This is a genomic window from Methylorubrum zatmanii, assembly GCF_014845115.1.
Classification (GTDB): domain Bacteria; phylum Pseudomonadota; class Alphaproteobacteria; order Rhizobiales; family Beijerinckiaceae; genus Methylobacterium; species Methylobacterium zatmanii.
Genome location: NZ_NKUI01000100.1, coordinates 1 through 14,016, shown reverse-complemented (window position 1 = coordinate 14,016; position 14,016 = coordinate 1). Strand labels below are relative to the sequence as shown.

Annotated in this window: 14 protein-coding genes; 10 read left to right on the top strand and 4 right to left on the bottom strand. The window is 70.8% G+C overall.

Features of this window, described 5'->3' with window-relative positions:
- Window positions 1-1,991: sensor histidine kinase (locus MZTS_RS13310; protein WP_210329268.1), on the bottom strand; the 1,991-nt coding region annotated here is incomplete at its 3' end.
- A gap of 124 nt (window positions 1,992-2,115) precedes the next feature.
- The gene (locus MZTS_RS13305) at window positions 2,116-2,913 is read right to left on the bottom strand and encodes a HugZ family pyridoxamine 5'-phosphate oxidase (RefSeq protein WP_192284212.1); all 798 of its coding nucleotides are present in this window, start codon (window positions 2,911-2,913) and stop codon (window positions 2,116-2,118) included.
- A gap of 395 nt (window positions 2,914-3,308) precedes the next feature.
- Here MZTS_RS13305 and MZTS_RS13300 point away from each other — a divergent pair, with 395 nt between their 5' ends.
- From MZTS_RS13300 to MZTS_RS13280, 5 genes are all read left to right on the top strand, one after another.
- Complete coding sequence (locus MZTS_RS13300) at window positions 3,309-4,022, top strand: response regulator transcription factor (RefSeq protein ID WP_192284211.1); 714 nt, start codon at window positions 3,309-3,311, stop codon at window positions 4,020-4,022.
- Window positions 4,023-4,051: 29 nt separating this feature from the next.
- The gene (locus MZTS_RS13295; protein ID WP_192284210.1) at window positions 4,052-5,899 is read left to right on the top strand and encodes a sensor histidine kinase; all 1,848 of its coding nucleotides are present in this window, start codon (window positions 4,052-4,054) and stop codon (window positions 5,897-5,899) included.
- Window positions 5,896-6,423, top strand: a complete 528-nt coding sequence (locus MZTS_RS13290; RefSeq protein WP_192284209.1) for an HPr kinase/phosphorylase — start codon at window positions 5,896-5,898, stop codon at window positions 6,421-6,423. The genes MZTS_RS13295 and MZTS_RS13290 overlap by 4 nt, the downstream gene beginning before the upstream one ends.
- A gap of 124 nt (window positions 6,424-6,547) precedes the next feature.
- A complete protein-coding gene (locus tag MZTS_RS13285) occupies window positions 6,548-6,949 on the top strand; it encodes a PTS sugar transporter subunit IIA (protein WP_192284208.1) in 402 nt (133 codons plus the stop codon).
- 173 nt (window positions 6,950-7,122) lie between these two features.
- On the top strand, window positions 7,123-7,446 hold the full coding sequence (locus MZTS_RS13280; protein ID WP_192284207.1) for an HPr family phosphocarrier protein: 324 nt from the start codon (window positions 7,123-7,125) through the stop codon (window positions 7,444-7,446).
- Window positions 7,447-7,552: 106 nt separating this feature from the next.
- Here MZTS_RS13280 and MZTS_RS13275 read toward each other — a convergent pair whose 3' ends face one another.
- Complete coding sequence (locus MZTS_RS13275; protein WP_192284206.1) at window positions 7,553-8,677, bottom strand: CobW family GTP-binding protein; 1,125 nt, start codon at window positions 8,675-8,677, stop codon at window positions 7,553-7,555.
- Window positions 8,678-8,936: 259 nt separating this feature from the next.
- The gene (locus MZTS_RS13270; protein ID WP_192284205.1) at window positions 8,937-10,409 is read right to left on the bottom strand and encodes a D-alanyl-D-alanine carboxypeptidase family protein; all 1,473 of its coding nucleotides are present in this window, start codon (window positions 10,407-10,409) and stop codon (window positions 8,937-8,939) included.
- A 377-nt stretch (window positions 10,410-10,786) separates the two neighbouring features.
- Here MZTS_RS13270 and queE point away from each other — a divergent pair, with 377 nt between their 5' ends.
- From queE to MZTS_RS13245, 5 genes are all read left to right on the top strand, one after another.
- Window positions 10,787-11,419, top strand: a complete 633-nt coding sequence (gene queE / locus MZTS_RS13265; RefSeq protein WP_192284214.1) for a 7-carboxy-7-deazaguanine synthase — start codon at window positions 10,787-10,789, stop codon at window positions 11,417-11,419.
- 145 nt (window positions 11,420-11,564) lie between these two features.
- Entirely contained in the window at window positions 11,565-11,921 is a 357-nt protein-coding gene (gene queD / locus MZTS_RS13260; RefSeq protein ID WP_192284204.1) for a 6-carboxytetrahydropterin synthase QueD, read from the top strand.
- Between the two features lie 5 nt (window positions 11,922-11,926).
- The gene (gene queC, locus MZTS_RS13255; RefSeq protein WP_192284203.1) at window positions 11,927-12,709 is read left to right on the top strand and encodes a 7-cyano-7-deazaguanine synthase QueC; all 783 of its coding nucleotides are present in this window, start codon (window positions 11,927-11,929) and stop codon (window positions 12,707-12,709) included.
- Window positions 12,679-13,413, top strand: coding sequence for a PIG-L deacetylase family protein (locus MZTS_RS13250; protein WP_192284202.1), 735 nt, complete (start codon window positions 12,679-12,681; stop codon window positions 13,411-13,413). The genes queC and MZTS_RS13250 overlap by 31 nt, the downstream gene beginning before the upstream one ends.
- A 79-nt stretch (window positions 13,414-13,492) precedes the next feature.
- On the top strand, window positions 13,493-14,016 hold a 524-nt coding region (locus MZTS_RS13245; RefSeq protein ID WP_192284201.1), incomplete at its 3' end, for a glycosyltransferase.

Sequence of the window (14,016 nt, the reverse complement as noted above, 5' to 3'; positions counted from 1 at the left end):
AGGGCGAAGCCGATCCGCCCTTCCGCTGCGTGCGAGGCGTAGAGCGACAGGGTGATGAGGCCGCCGCGCCGTTCGCGCAGGCTCGCATGGCAGAGGTTGAGCAGGATCTGACGCAGGCGCCGGGGGTCGCCGCGCACCAGCCGCGGCACGTCCGGGGCGACCGTCAGGCCGAGGGTGATGCCGTGGGCGGCCGCGATCGGCCGGGCGAAGGCCGTCACGCTCTCCGCCGCCTCCGCCGGAGCGAAGCACACCTCCTCGATGCGGAAGTCGCCGGCCTCGATCCGTGCGAGGTCGAGGATGTCGTCGACCGCCGTCAGCATCGTTCCGGTCGCCTCGGAGATCAGGGCGAGGTGGCGCGTCTGCTCGGCGCTCAGGGGGCCGCTGTCGGACAGGAGTTCGGTATAGCCGTGGATGGTGGCGAGCGGCGTGCGGATCTCGTGGCTGACCATCGCCAGGAACTCCGATTTCGCGCGGCTCGCATTCTCGGCCCGTGCCTTGGCGAGCTCGGCCATGTCGCGTGCGATCCGGAGTTCGCCCGCCTGCTCCTGACGGAGCGTGACATCGCGCAGCACCGAGATCAGGTTGGGCTCGTCCGGTCCGGCGGCGGTGATGAAGGTGCAGGCCGTCTCCAGCCAGACCCAATGGCCCTGCCCATGGCGGGCGCGGAACAGGCAACTGGCATAGGGCTGGTCCGGCCCCAGTGCGGCGTCGGCGGCGAGGACGGCCGCGAGATCCTCGGGGTGGATGAAGCTGGCGATGTCGAGCGCGGCCTGGGCGGCCTCGTCGTAGCCGAGGATCCGTTCGAAGGAGGGCGAGGCGTAGATCCAGCCCACCTGCTCCTTGCGGCGCAGGATGATGATGTCGCTGACGTTCTCGGCCAGGATCCGGTAGAGCGACCGGCTCGCCTCGATCTCGGCTTCCAGGCCCGCCTGCGCGCTCTGGAGGGCGGCGCGCTCGTCGGCAAGGGCGCGCGAGGCTTCCGCCAGGGCGTTGCCGACGACCTGGACCTCGCGGATCTTGCTGCCGTCCGTCTCCAGGGTTTCTCCCCGGCCGATCGCCTCGGCCTGGGCGGTGAGCCCCGAGGCCGTCCGCGCGATCCGGCGGGCGAGGGCGAGGGCGAAAAGGCTTCCGGGGCCGATCAGGATCAGGGCCAGCCCCAGGAGCAGGGCGAGGGAGTGGAACAGGGGCGCCTCGAGCGCGTCGCGGCCGATGCCGGCCACGAAGCGCCAATCCGAGCGCCGGGAATCGTGCGCGACGTGAAGGACGCCCTCCGCGCCGGTCGCGGCAGGGCCCGCTCGGCCCGTCCGGCGCGGTGACGGCTCCTCGTGTAGGGGGGCGCCCTCGCCGAAGCGGGCGACGAGACGGCCGTCGCGGTCGTGCACGGCGGCCCAGTACGGGCCCGTGACGTGCGGAAGGCGCATCAAGGGGGCGAAATGCTCGGCCCGTATGACGACCGCGACGGTTTTCACCACCCTGCCGTCCCGGATCACCGGGGCGACGACGTAGACGATCGGTTGTCCCGTGACCTGGCTCGTCGTCAGGCCCGAGATCACCGGGCGGCGTGTCCTCAGCAATGGCTCCGTCAGGTCGGGCTGCGGCATGGGCGGCAGCGCGCGGTCGTCCGGCACGCGGGTATTGACGAGCTGGCGCCCGTCCAGCTCCGCCAGGACCACGGCGGTATGGTCGGGATCGATGCTGGCGAGGGCCTGGGCGCGGAAGCCGGCGAGTTCGCCGGTATCGATCGAGGGCGAGGCCGCCAGGGTGCGGGCCACCGCCTCCATTTCCGCCAACTCCCGGTCGATCCTGTCGCGGACCTCCTCGCCGATCAGGGTCACGGTGCTGCGCAGCCGTTCGCGCTCGCTCCCGACATACCAAGACGTCGCGGTGATCGCGACGGTCGCGAAGGGCAGGGCCAGCGCGAGGGCGAACAGCACGAAGGAGGCGACAAGCGGCCGACTGCGCACACCGGCGGTCATCACGAGGTCACGCATTTCCCCAGACGGAATTCGCCGGAAGTCCTATCGGGAGAGTGGTTAAGGCATTCCTCGTGAAATTGTGAACGGACCGTTCACCCTGCCGGAGGGGGCCGACATCTCCTGAAGCCGCCCGGTCCGGTCAGCCGGAGGCGGCCCCGGCCTCGCCGGCCCGGGCCGCCGCAGCCATCGCCACCAGGGTCTTGCGCAGGGCTCCCATGTCGCGCACCGGCTCGGGATAGGGCACCCGCGCCGTGCGCTCGCCGGCCATCAGGTCGAGCCCCTCCGGGTCGAGCCCCGTGAGCCGCCAGCCGGTGCCGGGCTCTCCGGCCGCGGCGGCGTAGAGGGCCAGCGCATCGGCATGGTCGGCATTCATGTGCTCGACCGCGCCGCGCTCCCCCGCGACGATGGCCGCCGCGCCGGCCAGGTCGAGCAGCAGCTCCGCCGGTGTCAGGGTCGCCGCCTTGGCGAAGCCTCCGTTCAGGTGGCCCGCGAGGGGCGCGAGGGTGAAGAATCCGAAATCGGGAAAGTCCGCATAGAGCTTCGCCTTGGGGTGGCGCGCCAGGAAGCGCTCGCGGATGCGCGGCGCGTCCGAGCGGGCGGCGCGGCCCGTCACGGTCAGGCGGGGATGGGCGAGGGGATCGCCCTTTCCGCCCACCGAGAACAGAAGCGAGGCGCGCGGATCGTGATCGAGGTTGCGCGTATGCGCCGAGAGCCGCGAGAGGAGAAGCAGCGGCGTGCCGTCGCTGTCGGTGGCGATGGTGACGAGGGAGGCGAAGGGCGTGCCGTCGGTGGCGTCGATCGTCGCCAGCGCCCCGGAGCGCACGCTGCGCAGGAGCTGCCGGGCGAGGCCGATGGCGTCGAAGGGCGCCTCCGCCGCCGGCAGCGGCTCGGCCGGTCCGCGCCGTTCCGCTGCGGGGGGCGTCTCGTCGTTCGGCATCTCGGTCATCCTTCGCGGAGGAGGCGGGCCCCCAGCATAGCGCGGAGCGGGCGCCCGGCACGAGGGCCGTACAGGATCGGCAAATCGGCTCGGCCAAAGCCTGTGCAAAGACTTGGGCGCCTTGGGCAAAGGAGTTGCTCGGAAGGGCTGTGGCTCAGCGGGAGGATCGGCGCGGCGCCTGCCGCTGCGACGCCTGAGGGCCACCTCCGCGAAACCGGCCGATACGGCCAAGCTGAGCGCCCCGCTCGCTTTTTTCCAACGATGGTCGTAAAGGACGAGACCCTCCGCACGGATGGCGGCCCCCGAAAGGGGATGCCGTGCATGGCCGTCGCGGGCCCCGCCAAGGACGCGCCAGGGGCGGCGCGAATGCCGCGCCGTCAAGTCAGGGAACCTGCATGCCTACCATCGCCCTCGTCGACGACGACCGCAACATCCTGACCTCCGTCTCGATCGCGCTGGAGACCGAGGGTTACAGGATCCAGACCTATACCGATGGCGCCTCCGCCCTCGACGGCCTGCGCCATTCCCCGCCGGATCTGGCCATCTTCGACATCAAGATGCCGCGCATGGACGGGATGGAGCTTCTCAGGCGCCTGCGGCAGAAATCGGACCTTCCCGTGATCTTCCTCACCTCGAAGGACGAGGAGATCGACGAATTGTTCGGCCTCAAGATGGGCGCCGACGACTTCATCCATAAGCCGTTCTCGCAGCGGCTGCTGGTCGAGCGCGTCAAGGCGGTGCTGCGCCGCTTCGCCCCGAAGGATGCCGCGCCCGGCGGGGCCGCCCGCGAGGCGGATGCCGCCGCCCGCTCCCTGGAGCGCGGCCAGCTGATGATGGACCCGGAGCGCCACACCTGCACCTGGAAGGGCGAGCCGGTGACGCTCACCGTCACCGAGTTCCTGATCCTGCAGGCCCTGGCGCAGCGCCCGGGCGTGGTGAAGAGCCGCAACGCCCTGATGGACGCGGCCTATGACGATCAGGTCTATGTCGACGACCGCACCATCGACAGCCACATCAAGCGGCTGCGCAAGAAGTTCAAGGTGACCGACCAGAGCTTCGACATGATCGAGACGCTCTACGGCGTCGGCTATCGCTTCAAGGAGGGTTGAGGCGATTTCCGCGAGATCCCGCTAGCTCGATGCTCGCCCCCCTGTTCCGCCAGCCCGATTCCGAGGACCGTGGCCGCCGCGGCGTCTTCGCGCGGCTGATCGGCTCCCTCACCCGCCCGCCGCTCACTTGGCCGCGCGACCTCTGGAACGCCGTCGGCCAGCGTGCCTCGTCCAGCCTGACGCGACGCATCGTCGTGCTCAACCTCGTCGGGCTGATCGTCCTGCTGTTCGGCTTCCTCTACCTGAACCAGTTCCGCCAGGGGCTGATCCAGGCCCGCGTCCAGAGCCTGCTGATCCAGGGCGACATCATCGCCGGCGCCATCGCCGCCCAGGCCTCCGTCGACACCGACACGATCCGGGTCGATCCCGACAAGCTGCTGCAGCAGCAGGCCGGCGAGGGGCGCGACTTCGAGGACGACCCGTCCTCGCTCGCCTTCTCGCTCAATCCCGAGAAGGTCGCGCCGCTGCTGCGCCGCCTCGTGACCCCGACCGGCAACCGCGCCCGGGTCTACGACCGCGAGGGCAGCCTGCTGTTCGACACCCGCTCGCTCTACGCGCGGGGCGACATCGCCCGCGGCGACACCGCGGTGCGTCCGCCGAAGCCCAACGTGCTGGAGCGGATCTGGGATGTCTTCGGCACCCGTATTCTCGGCCTCGTCATCAGCGAGCGCTCCGGCCAGGAGGAGGCCGGCCCGCAGGACGGGCGCGCCTTCCGCGAGGTCCAGGCGGCGCTGAAGGGGTCGCGCGGCACGATCTCCCGCCGCAACGAGCGCGGCGAGACCATCGTCTCCGTCGCCGTGCCGATCCAGCGGGCCGGCTCGGTGCGCGGCGTGCTGATGGTCTCGACCCAAGGAGGCGACATCGACCGGGTGATCGCGTCCGAGCGCTTCGGCCTGCTCCAGGTCTTCCTCGTCGCCGCCGCCGTGATGCTGGTGCTGTCGATCCTGCTCGCGGGCGCCATCGCCGGGCCGGTGCGGCGCTTGGCCGACGCCGCCGAGCGGGTGCGCCGGGGCATCAAGTCGCGGCAGGAGATTCCGGACTTCACCAACCGCACCGACGAGATCGGCCATCTCTCGGGGGCGCTGCGCGACATGACCCAGGCGCTCTACCGCCGGCTCGACGCCATCGAGAGCTTCGCGGCCGATGTCAGCCACGAACTGAAGAACCCGCTGACCTCGCTCCGCAGCGCGGTCGAGACCCTGCCGCTGGCCAAGACCGACGAGTCCCGCAACCGGCTGATGCAGATCATCCAGCACGACGTGAAGCGTCTCGACCGGCTGATCTCCGATATCTCGGACGCCTCGCGCCTGGATGCCGAACTCGCCCGCGCCGAGGCGCGGCGGGTCGATCTCGGCAAGCTGCTCACCACGGTCACCTCGGTCGCCAACGAGAGGCGGCGCGCCAACGCGGCGATCATCCAGTTCGACGTCGAGCGGCCCGGCGGCGATGTCGAGGATCCCTTCCGCATCATCGGCCACGACAGCCGCCTCGGCCAGGTGGTCAACAACCTGCTCGACAATGCCCGCTCGTTCTCGCCGCCGGGTGCCAAGGTCCGCGTGGCCCTGCGCCGCCTCAAGAGTGAGGTCGAGTTCGTGGTCGAGGACGAGGGGCCGGGCATCCCCGAGCACGCCCTGGAGCGGATCTTCGAGCGCTTCTACACCGACCGGCCGGAGCAGGGCTTCGGCCAGAATTCCGGGCTCGGCCTCTCGATCTCCCGGCAGATCATCCAGGCCCATCGCGGGACGATCCGGGCCGAGAACCGCCCCGGCCCCGCCGACGAGGAGGGGCAGCCGACGGTGCGCGGCGCCCGCTTCATCGTGCGCCTGCCGGTCGCGCCCCGGGCCGACCGCTACGGCGACGACGACCTCGCCGCATGAGCGGGGCGGGGGGCGGGGGCGGAGCCCCGCCGGAGCCGATCCGGGAGACGGTGCATGCGAGCTGCGTCCTCCTCGGCGAGGCCGGGGTGCTGATCCGGGGGCCGTCCGGTTCGGGCAAATCGGCCCTGTGCCTCTCCCTCCTCGACCGGTTCTTCCTGGAGGAGCGCCATGCCCGTCTCGTCGGCGACGACCGGATCCGCCTGGAGCGGCATCACGGGCGCCTCGTCGCCCGGCCGCACCCGTCCCTCGCCGGACTGATCGAGATCCGGGGCTTAGGCATCCGCCGTCTCGCGGCGCATGCGTCGGCTGCGGTTGTGCGCCTCGTGGTCGATCTCGTCGCGGAAGCGGAGCGCTTGCCGGCCGAGGCGGGCGCAACCGCCGCGCTGCTCGGCGTGGCGCTGCCGCGCCTCGCCCTTGAACCGCACCATCCCCGCGAATACCTGATTCGCGAAGCGCTCGCGGCCGGCGTGGCAATGCGGACGCACCCGGCCGCTCTCGTGCCCGGCGGTGCTCGCGACGTGTAGCGCGGTTGCCACCTCCGTGTCATGGTGAGGCGTCGCATTATGCAAAACGCCACGATCCGCTTGCGCTTCACCTTGCGCTGCACAAGATGGCGTCTCCGCTCACAGGGCGTTGGAACACGCTTCGATGATTGGAATGGTGCTCGTCACCCACGGCCTGTTGGCGACCGAGTTCAAGGCCGCCCTGGAGCACGTCGTCGGCCCTCAAAAGCAGATCGAGACGATCACGATCGGCCCCGAGGACGACATGGAGCTGCGTCGCGGTGACATCATGTCCGCCGTCTGCCGGGTCAATTCCGGCCAGGGTGTCGTGGTGCTCACCGACATGTTCGGCGGGACGCCGTCGAATCTCGCCCTGTCGTGTATGAACGGCGGCCAGGTCGAGGTGGTCGCCGGAATCAATCTGCCGATGCTGATCAAGCTCGCCAGCGTGCGCGAGGCCGAGAGCCTGGGCGACGCCGTGCTCCATGCGCAGGAGGCGGGCCGCAAGTACATCAACGTCGCCTCACGGGTGCTCGCGGGCAAGTAGTGCGGGGGCCGGGCCGCATCCGGTTCACCCGCCTGCGCCGCCACTCTCCCGGCATCGCTGCCTTTCCTTCGCCCCGCTCACGGCTTAACCACGTCGTCCCGCATCCGGACGGCGTTGGGGTGCTCTGCCGCCGAACCGTATCGGGCCGGTCGAGGAAGGGAGCGCGAGTGGCGATGAGCGAAAGCCTGGACGGCGAGGTCGAGCCGCAGCCCGATGTTCCGGAGGGTGGCCTCGTCCGAGTCCTGCCGATCGTGAACCGCCGCGGCCTTCATGCCCGCGCCTCGGCCAAGTTCGTGCAGACGGTGGAGCGCTTCGGCGCCGCCGTGACGGTGACCCGCGGCGGCGAGACGGTGGGCGGGCGCTCGATCATGGGGCTGCTGACGCTCGGTGCCGCCAAGGGCACCTCCATCGCCGTGGTTGCCGTGGGCGAAGACGCGCAAGCCGCCCTCGATGCGATTGAGGCCCTGCTCGCCGATAGGTTCGGCGAGGACGAGTAGCGCGGCGCAGCACTTCTCCCGGCGGGCCGATCGTGCAGGGGCGATCAGGCTCCGAAAGGTAACCGCTCAAAACAGGCGCCCGGAGAGGACGGCGGGCCCGGGAGGGCTATCCTCCCGGGATCGCCAGCGGGTTGTCTGTCAGCGCCGCCCGGTCCGGGGTATCGAGGGCCGGCTTGCCCAGGAAGGCGTCCCAGATCCTGCGGACGAAGCCCGGATCGAGGTCGCGCACGATCAGCACGAGCCGCGAGCGCCGGTCCGCGTCGGGCCACGCGTCCAGGGTAACCGGCGCGTGGACGACGTGCTGCACCCCGTGCACCACCACCGGCCGGTCGGGATCGTCGGCGAGCGCCACGAGACCCTTGAGGCGCAGGAGCTTCGGCCCGTGCGCCGAGCGCAGCAGGTCGAGGAACATCTCGAAGGTCGGGCGCGGCACCGGCTCGTCGCTGGTCAGGTGGAAGGCGCGGATCGCCGCATCGTGCCGATTCACGTCGTGGTGATGGTGCCCGTGGCCGTGGTCATGATGACCATGATGCCCGTGCCCGCTGTCCTCCCGCTCCGTCTCCTGCCCGAGCCAGGCACGGACATCGTCGCCCTTGCCGTCGAGGCCGAACAGGCCGCCGAGCAGGCGCTCGGCCGGCACGTCGGCCCCGTGGATCGCCGCACCCGGATTGAGCGCGGAGAGCCGCGCGGTCAGCGCCTCGGGCTCGGCGCCGGGCAGATCGGCCTTGGTGACGACGAGATGGTCGGCCACCGCCGCCTGGCGCAGCGCCTCGCCATGGGCGTCGAGGGTGCCGCCGCCGTTGACCGCATCGACCACGGTCACCACGCCCTGCAGCCGGAAGCGGATCGCCAGATAGGGGTGGTAGATCAGCGCGTGCAGGATCGGCGCGGGGTCCGCAAGCCCGGTGGTCTCGATGACGACGCGGCGGAACGGGTTGATGCGGCCGTTGTCACGCCGGCGCAGCAGGTCTTCCAGGGTCGAGATCAGGTCGCCGCGCACGGTGCAGCACAGGCAGCCGGCGCCGAGCAGGATCGTCCCCTCATCCACCGTCTCGATCAGCAGGTGGTCGAGGCCGATCTCTCCGAACTCGTTGACGATCACCACGGTGTCGGCCAGCGCCGGATCGGCGAGCAAGCGGTTGAGCAGGGTGGTCTTGCCCGCACCGAGGAAGCCCGTCAGCACGGTGAGCGGGATCGGCTCAGGGCGGTCCGGTGGTTCGGTCTGGGACATGGTGAGACGGCTTTCGAAGTCTGGTCCGCCGCGACGGTGAGAGGGCGGTTCGGGATCGGCCTCCGACTCCATCCGTCGCTCTGACAGGCGAGGATCGAGCGGTCGTTCCAGGAAGATCGAAGCACCTCCCCTTTCCCCGCAAGGGGAGGCGCCTCATCGAACAGGGAGCGGACCCGGCTGGCGCGATGGGTCGGCGGGAGCGTCGGCCGACGCCCGAACGTCCACCGCAGCGGGATTCCCGGCGTGCCCCGGAAAACCCTTACGAATCGTCGTTCTTGGCCTTGGCCGCCTTCTTGGCGGGGGGCTTCGCTTCCGGCTTCTGCGCGGCGGGCTTGTGCGCCGGTTTCGCGGCGGCCTTCGGCCCCGGCTCGACCGAGGTGTAGGCGCTGGTCGCGGCCGGGACGCCCTTGTCCTTGCCGGCGATCTTGGAAGCGGGCTTCGGCGCCGTCACGGCGGCGGCGCGGGCCTTGGCGGCCTTCTCGGCGGCGGCCTGCTTGGCGGCCTCCCGCGCCGCATCCTTGGCGGCCTTGGCGTCCGCGCGCCTACGCTGAGCCGCCTCCAGCTTGGCGGCGTGGGCCGCCTGCTTCGAGGCCTGGGCCTCCTGCTCCTCGCGCGCGAGGGCCATCGCCCCCTCGGCCGGGTCGCGGCCGGTCCAGACCGGGATCGGCTGGAGCGGCGCCCGCGGCGGCAGGGTGCGACCGCGGACATTGGCGCTGCCGAGCGCCGCGAAGGCGAGGTTGGTGGCGTCCGGGGTCGCGGAGCCGAGGAGCTGCGTGGCCGCCCCGTTCACGGCCGGGCCGCTGGCGGTCAGCGCGCCGGGGCCTTCATCGACCGGCAGGGGTTTGCGCTTGTCGCAGATATAGGGCCGCAGGTCCGGCGGGCCGGCGAGGGTGGAGGGGGGGAGCGCCTCCAGCGTCGGCGCGGTCCAACCGGCCGACTGGCTGAAGCCGTAATCGAACAGGTCGGCGGCCTTGATGTCGCGCTCGCGGGCGCTGGGCTGGCCCATCACCACGGTGATGATGCGGCGCCCGTTGCGGGTCGCGGTCGCCACCACGTTGAAGCCGCCGGAGCAGATGAAGCCGGTCTTCATGCCGTCGGCGCCGGGATAGCGCCCGAGCAGACCGTTATGGTTGGCCATCACGGCCTTGCCGTACTGGATCGCCGAGATCGAGAACAGGCCCTGCTGGTCGGGGAAGTCGCGCATCAGGGCGCGGGCGAGAATCGCCATGTCGCGGGCCGAGGTCCATTGCCGCGGCTCGGGCAGGCCGTTGGGGTTGTACCAGCGGCTCTCGCGCATGCCGATCTTGTGCGCGGTCTCGTTCATCATGTCGGCGAAGCCCTCGACGGAGCCGCCGAGCCCCTCGCCGATCGCCCAGGACACGTCGTTGGCCGACTTGACCATGATGATCTTGAGGGCGTTGTCGAGGGTGATCTGGGTGCCCGGCTTGAAGCCCATCTTGGAGGGCGGCTCGGCGGCGGCGGCCGGCGAGATCGTCAGCAGCGTGTCCAGCGAGATCTTGCCCTGCCGCACCATGTCGAGGGCGACGTAGGTGGTCATCAGCTTGGTGATCGAGGCAGGATACCAGGGGTCGGTCGCGCCCTGGCTGTAGAGCACCTTGCCGGAATCCGCCTCCACCACCAGGATCGGCGCCGTCACGGCCGTGGCCGTCCCGGCCATCAGGCCAAGGGCGGCGAGCGTGCCGATCAGCCGTCCCCAAACTCGGTTCACCATCGGAACAATCTCGAAAGGGTGTGAGGGCGCGGGGTGAGCACCCCGTCCTGGAAACCGGATCTAGGACGGAGCGCTAGGCTTTTATTTTTGCATCGTCTTTTTCCGAAAGCCGGAAGCCACCTTTCGGGACGATGCTCTAAGGATGTCCGTTGCCGGGACCGGACGCGTCAGAACGGCATCCGGCGGGTTCGGATCGAGGAGACTCGTTCATCAACGTGCCCTCCGTGGCGAGAGCATGGCAGAGCGGGGTGTTCGGCCTACCGTGACGCTGGAAGGCGGGGTTGCGTTCCCGGACATCCTGCCCCGCAATCCTGCCCCGCTTGGTCTTCGCAACCCTCTGGGTCTATGGGCAGGCCTCGATCATGAAGCGCAAGCCGATGTCCTACGCGGTCAAGGAACTTTTCCACACACTTCAGGGTGAGGGCGCCCAGGCCGGGCGCGCGGCGGTGTTCTGCCGGTTCGCCGGCTGCAATCTCTGGTCCGGCCGCGAGGAGGACCGAGCCGGGGCCGCCTGCCGCTTCTGCGACACCGACTTCGTCGGTCTGGACGGGGAGGGCGGTGGACGCTTCGCCTCTGCCGAGGCCCTCGCCGGGGCCATCGCCGCGACCTGGGCCGGGGGCGCGGCCCACCGCTACGTCGTCTTCACCGGCGGCGAGCCGCTGCTGCAGCTCGACGAGGCCCTGATCGCGGCGGTCCATGCCCGCGGCTTCGAGGTGGCGGTGGAGACGAACGGGACGCTCGCCGCGCCCCCCGGCATCGACTGGATCTGCGTGAGCCCCAAGGCGGGCAACGCCCTGATCCAGACCTCCGGCGACGAGCTGAAGCTCGTCTATCCGCAGGCCGAGGCCGCGCCGGAGCTGTTTGCCGACCTGCCCTTCCGCCACCGCTTCCTCCAGCCGATGGACGGGCCGGAGGCCGCCGCCAACACCGCGGCGGCGGTGGCCTATTGCCGGGCGGATGCCCGCTGGCGCCTCTCGCTCCAGACCCACAAGATCATCGGAATCCCGTGATCGCGCGGGCAAGGGGCTGAGAGGCGTGCATTTCCTGCGCAGGGGTGACATATCCAGCGCACGAATCCCGTCCGATGCCGTGTCGGGAAGGCTCGCACCGCGCGGTCCGCCATCCGACCCGATGCCGACCCATGAAGTTCACGCGATGAAGATCACCCAGGCCTTTACCTTCGAGGCGGCCCACCGCCTGCCGAACGTGCCCGAGACCCATCGCTGCCACCGCATGCACGGCCATTCCTACCGGGTGGAACTGACCGTGGCGGGCGCGGTCGATCCGGACAGCGGCTGGGTGATCGATTTCTACGAGATCGAGAGCGCCTTCGCGCCGCTGCTGGAGCGGCTCGACCACCATTGCCTCAACGAGATCGAGGGGCTGGAAAATCCCACCGCCGAGCATATCGCGGCCTGGATCTGGCATCGCGCCAAGCCGGCGATTCCCGGCCTCGCCAGCGTGCGGATCTTCGAGACGCCGCTTTCCTGGGCCGAATACGAGGGCGAGTGAGAACCATGCCGGGCGCGAGGGATGGCGGAGGCTCCGAGGCCGCGCGGGATGGCGGCGCCCTGGTGCTGTTCTCCGGCGGCCAGGATTCCGCCACCTGCCTCGCCTGGGCGCTCGACCGCTTCCCCCGCGTCGAGACGATCGGGTTCGATTACGGCCAGCGTCACCGGGTCGAACTCGAACGGCGCGACGCGTTGCGCGGCGGCATGGTCGCCATCGATCGCAGCTGGGGGCGCCGGCTCGGGCGTGACCACACCGTCTCGTTGGCGGCTCTGGGCGAGATCTCCGATACGGCGCTGACCCGCGACAGCGAGATCGCCTTCGCCCAGGACGGCCTGCCGAACACCTTCGTGCCCGGCCGCAACCTCGCCTTCCTCACCTTCGCCGCCGCGCTCGCCTTCCGCCGGGGCCTGCGCCACATCGTCGGGGGCATGTGCGAGACCGATTACTCGGGCTATCCCGATTGCCGGGACGACACGATCAAGGCACTGCAGGTCGCGCTCAATCTCGGCATGGAGCGCCGCTTCGTGCTGCACACCCCGCTGATGTGGCTCGACAAGGCGCAGACCTGGTCGCTCGCCGAGGAACTGGGCGGGCGGCCGCTCGTCGACCTGATCGTCGAGGACAGCCATACCTGCTATCTCGGTGAGCGGGGGCAGCGTCACGCCTGGGGCTACGGGTGTGGCACCTGCCCGGCCTGCGACCTGCGTGCCAAGGGGTTCGCGCGCTACCGCGCCGCCCGAACCGATCAGGAGGAACCATGCGCGCCGACGCCTTCCTCGAGGCCGTGAAGGCCCTGCCCGTGGCCGATCTCGGCACCCTCGTGCCGGAGGGCGGCCTCGTCGTGGTGGCGCCGCACCCGGACGACGAGAGCCTCGGCTGCGGCGGCCTGATCGTGCAGGCGCTCCGCCAGGGCCGCGACGTGCGGGTCGTCATCGTCAGCAACGGCTGCGGCTCGCACCCGAACTCCAAGGCCTATCCCCACGACCGCCTGCGGGATCTGCGCGAGGCGGAGACCCGGCGGGCGATGGCCGAACTCGGTCTGCCCGCCGAGCATATCCGCTTCCTGCGCCTGCCCGATGGCGGCGTGCCGAGCCGGGGCCCCGAGGCCGAGGCGGCGGCGGACGCCATCGCCGCCATTGCCCGGGAGAGCGGGGCGGGGGGCCTGTTCGTGACCTGGCAACACGATCCGCATTGCGACCACACCGCGTCGGCGGCCATCGTCGATCTCGCCCGCGCCCGCCTGCCGGGCGTGGCCGCCTATGCCTATCCGGTCTGGGGTTGGACCCTGCCGCCCGAGCGCGAGGTCGGGGAGGCCCCGGAGGGCTATCGCCTCGTCGTGTCCGAGCAGAGCGCGGCCAAGCGCCGGGCGATCGAGGCGCATGCCTCGCAGGTTTCCGGGCTGATCGAGGACGATCCCTCCGGCTTCCAGTTGGAGCCGGCGATGATCGATCGGTTCTGCGGACCTCACGAGTGGTACATCGCGCTGCGCTGACGGGCCGCCTCTTCATCGGCGTTTCAGGTTGAGGCTGGCAGGAGCGGTGCCGGAGAAGCTTGGCCCGGATCGAACACCCGTGAGTACAACCAGCGTCGTCACGCTCAACAAGGGGCGCGACGCCCACCTCGCGCGCCTGATCGAGGGGCTGGCCCGCGGGCCGGCCCCGGCCGAGTGCATCGTGGTCGAGATGGGGGCCGCGCCCGCGCCGCTGCCGGAGACGTCGTTTCCCCTTCGCCGGGTCGATTTTCGCAGTGCGGGCCTGCCGCTCGCCGCCGCGCGCAATGCCGGCCGGGCGGCGGCGCAGGGCGAGGTCCTCGTCTTCCTCGATGTCGATTGCATCCCCTCCGCCGGGCTCGTCCCCGCACTGGCGGCGGCTGCTGCGGCGCACGACGCCCTGGTCTGCGGGCCGATCCGCTACCTGCCGGCGGGGGCTGTCCGGGACGGCTGGCGCGAGGCCGACCTGCTGGAAGCCGGGATCCTGCATCCGGCCCGGAACTTCCCGGAGGCCGGCGTCAGGGAGACGAAGAATGCGGGCCTGTTCTGGTCGCTCGCCTTCGCGGTGCGGGCGGCGACCTACGACCGGCTCGGCGGCTTCGACGA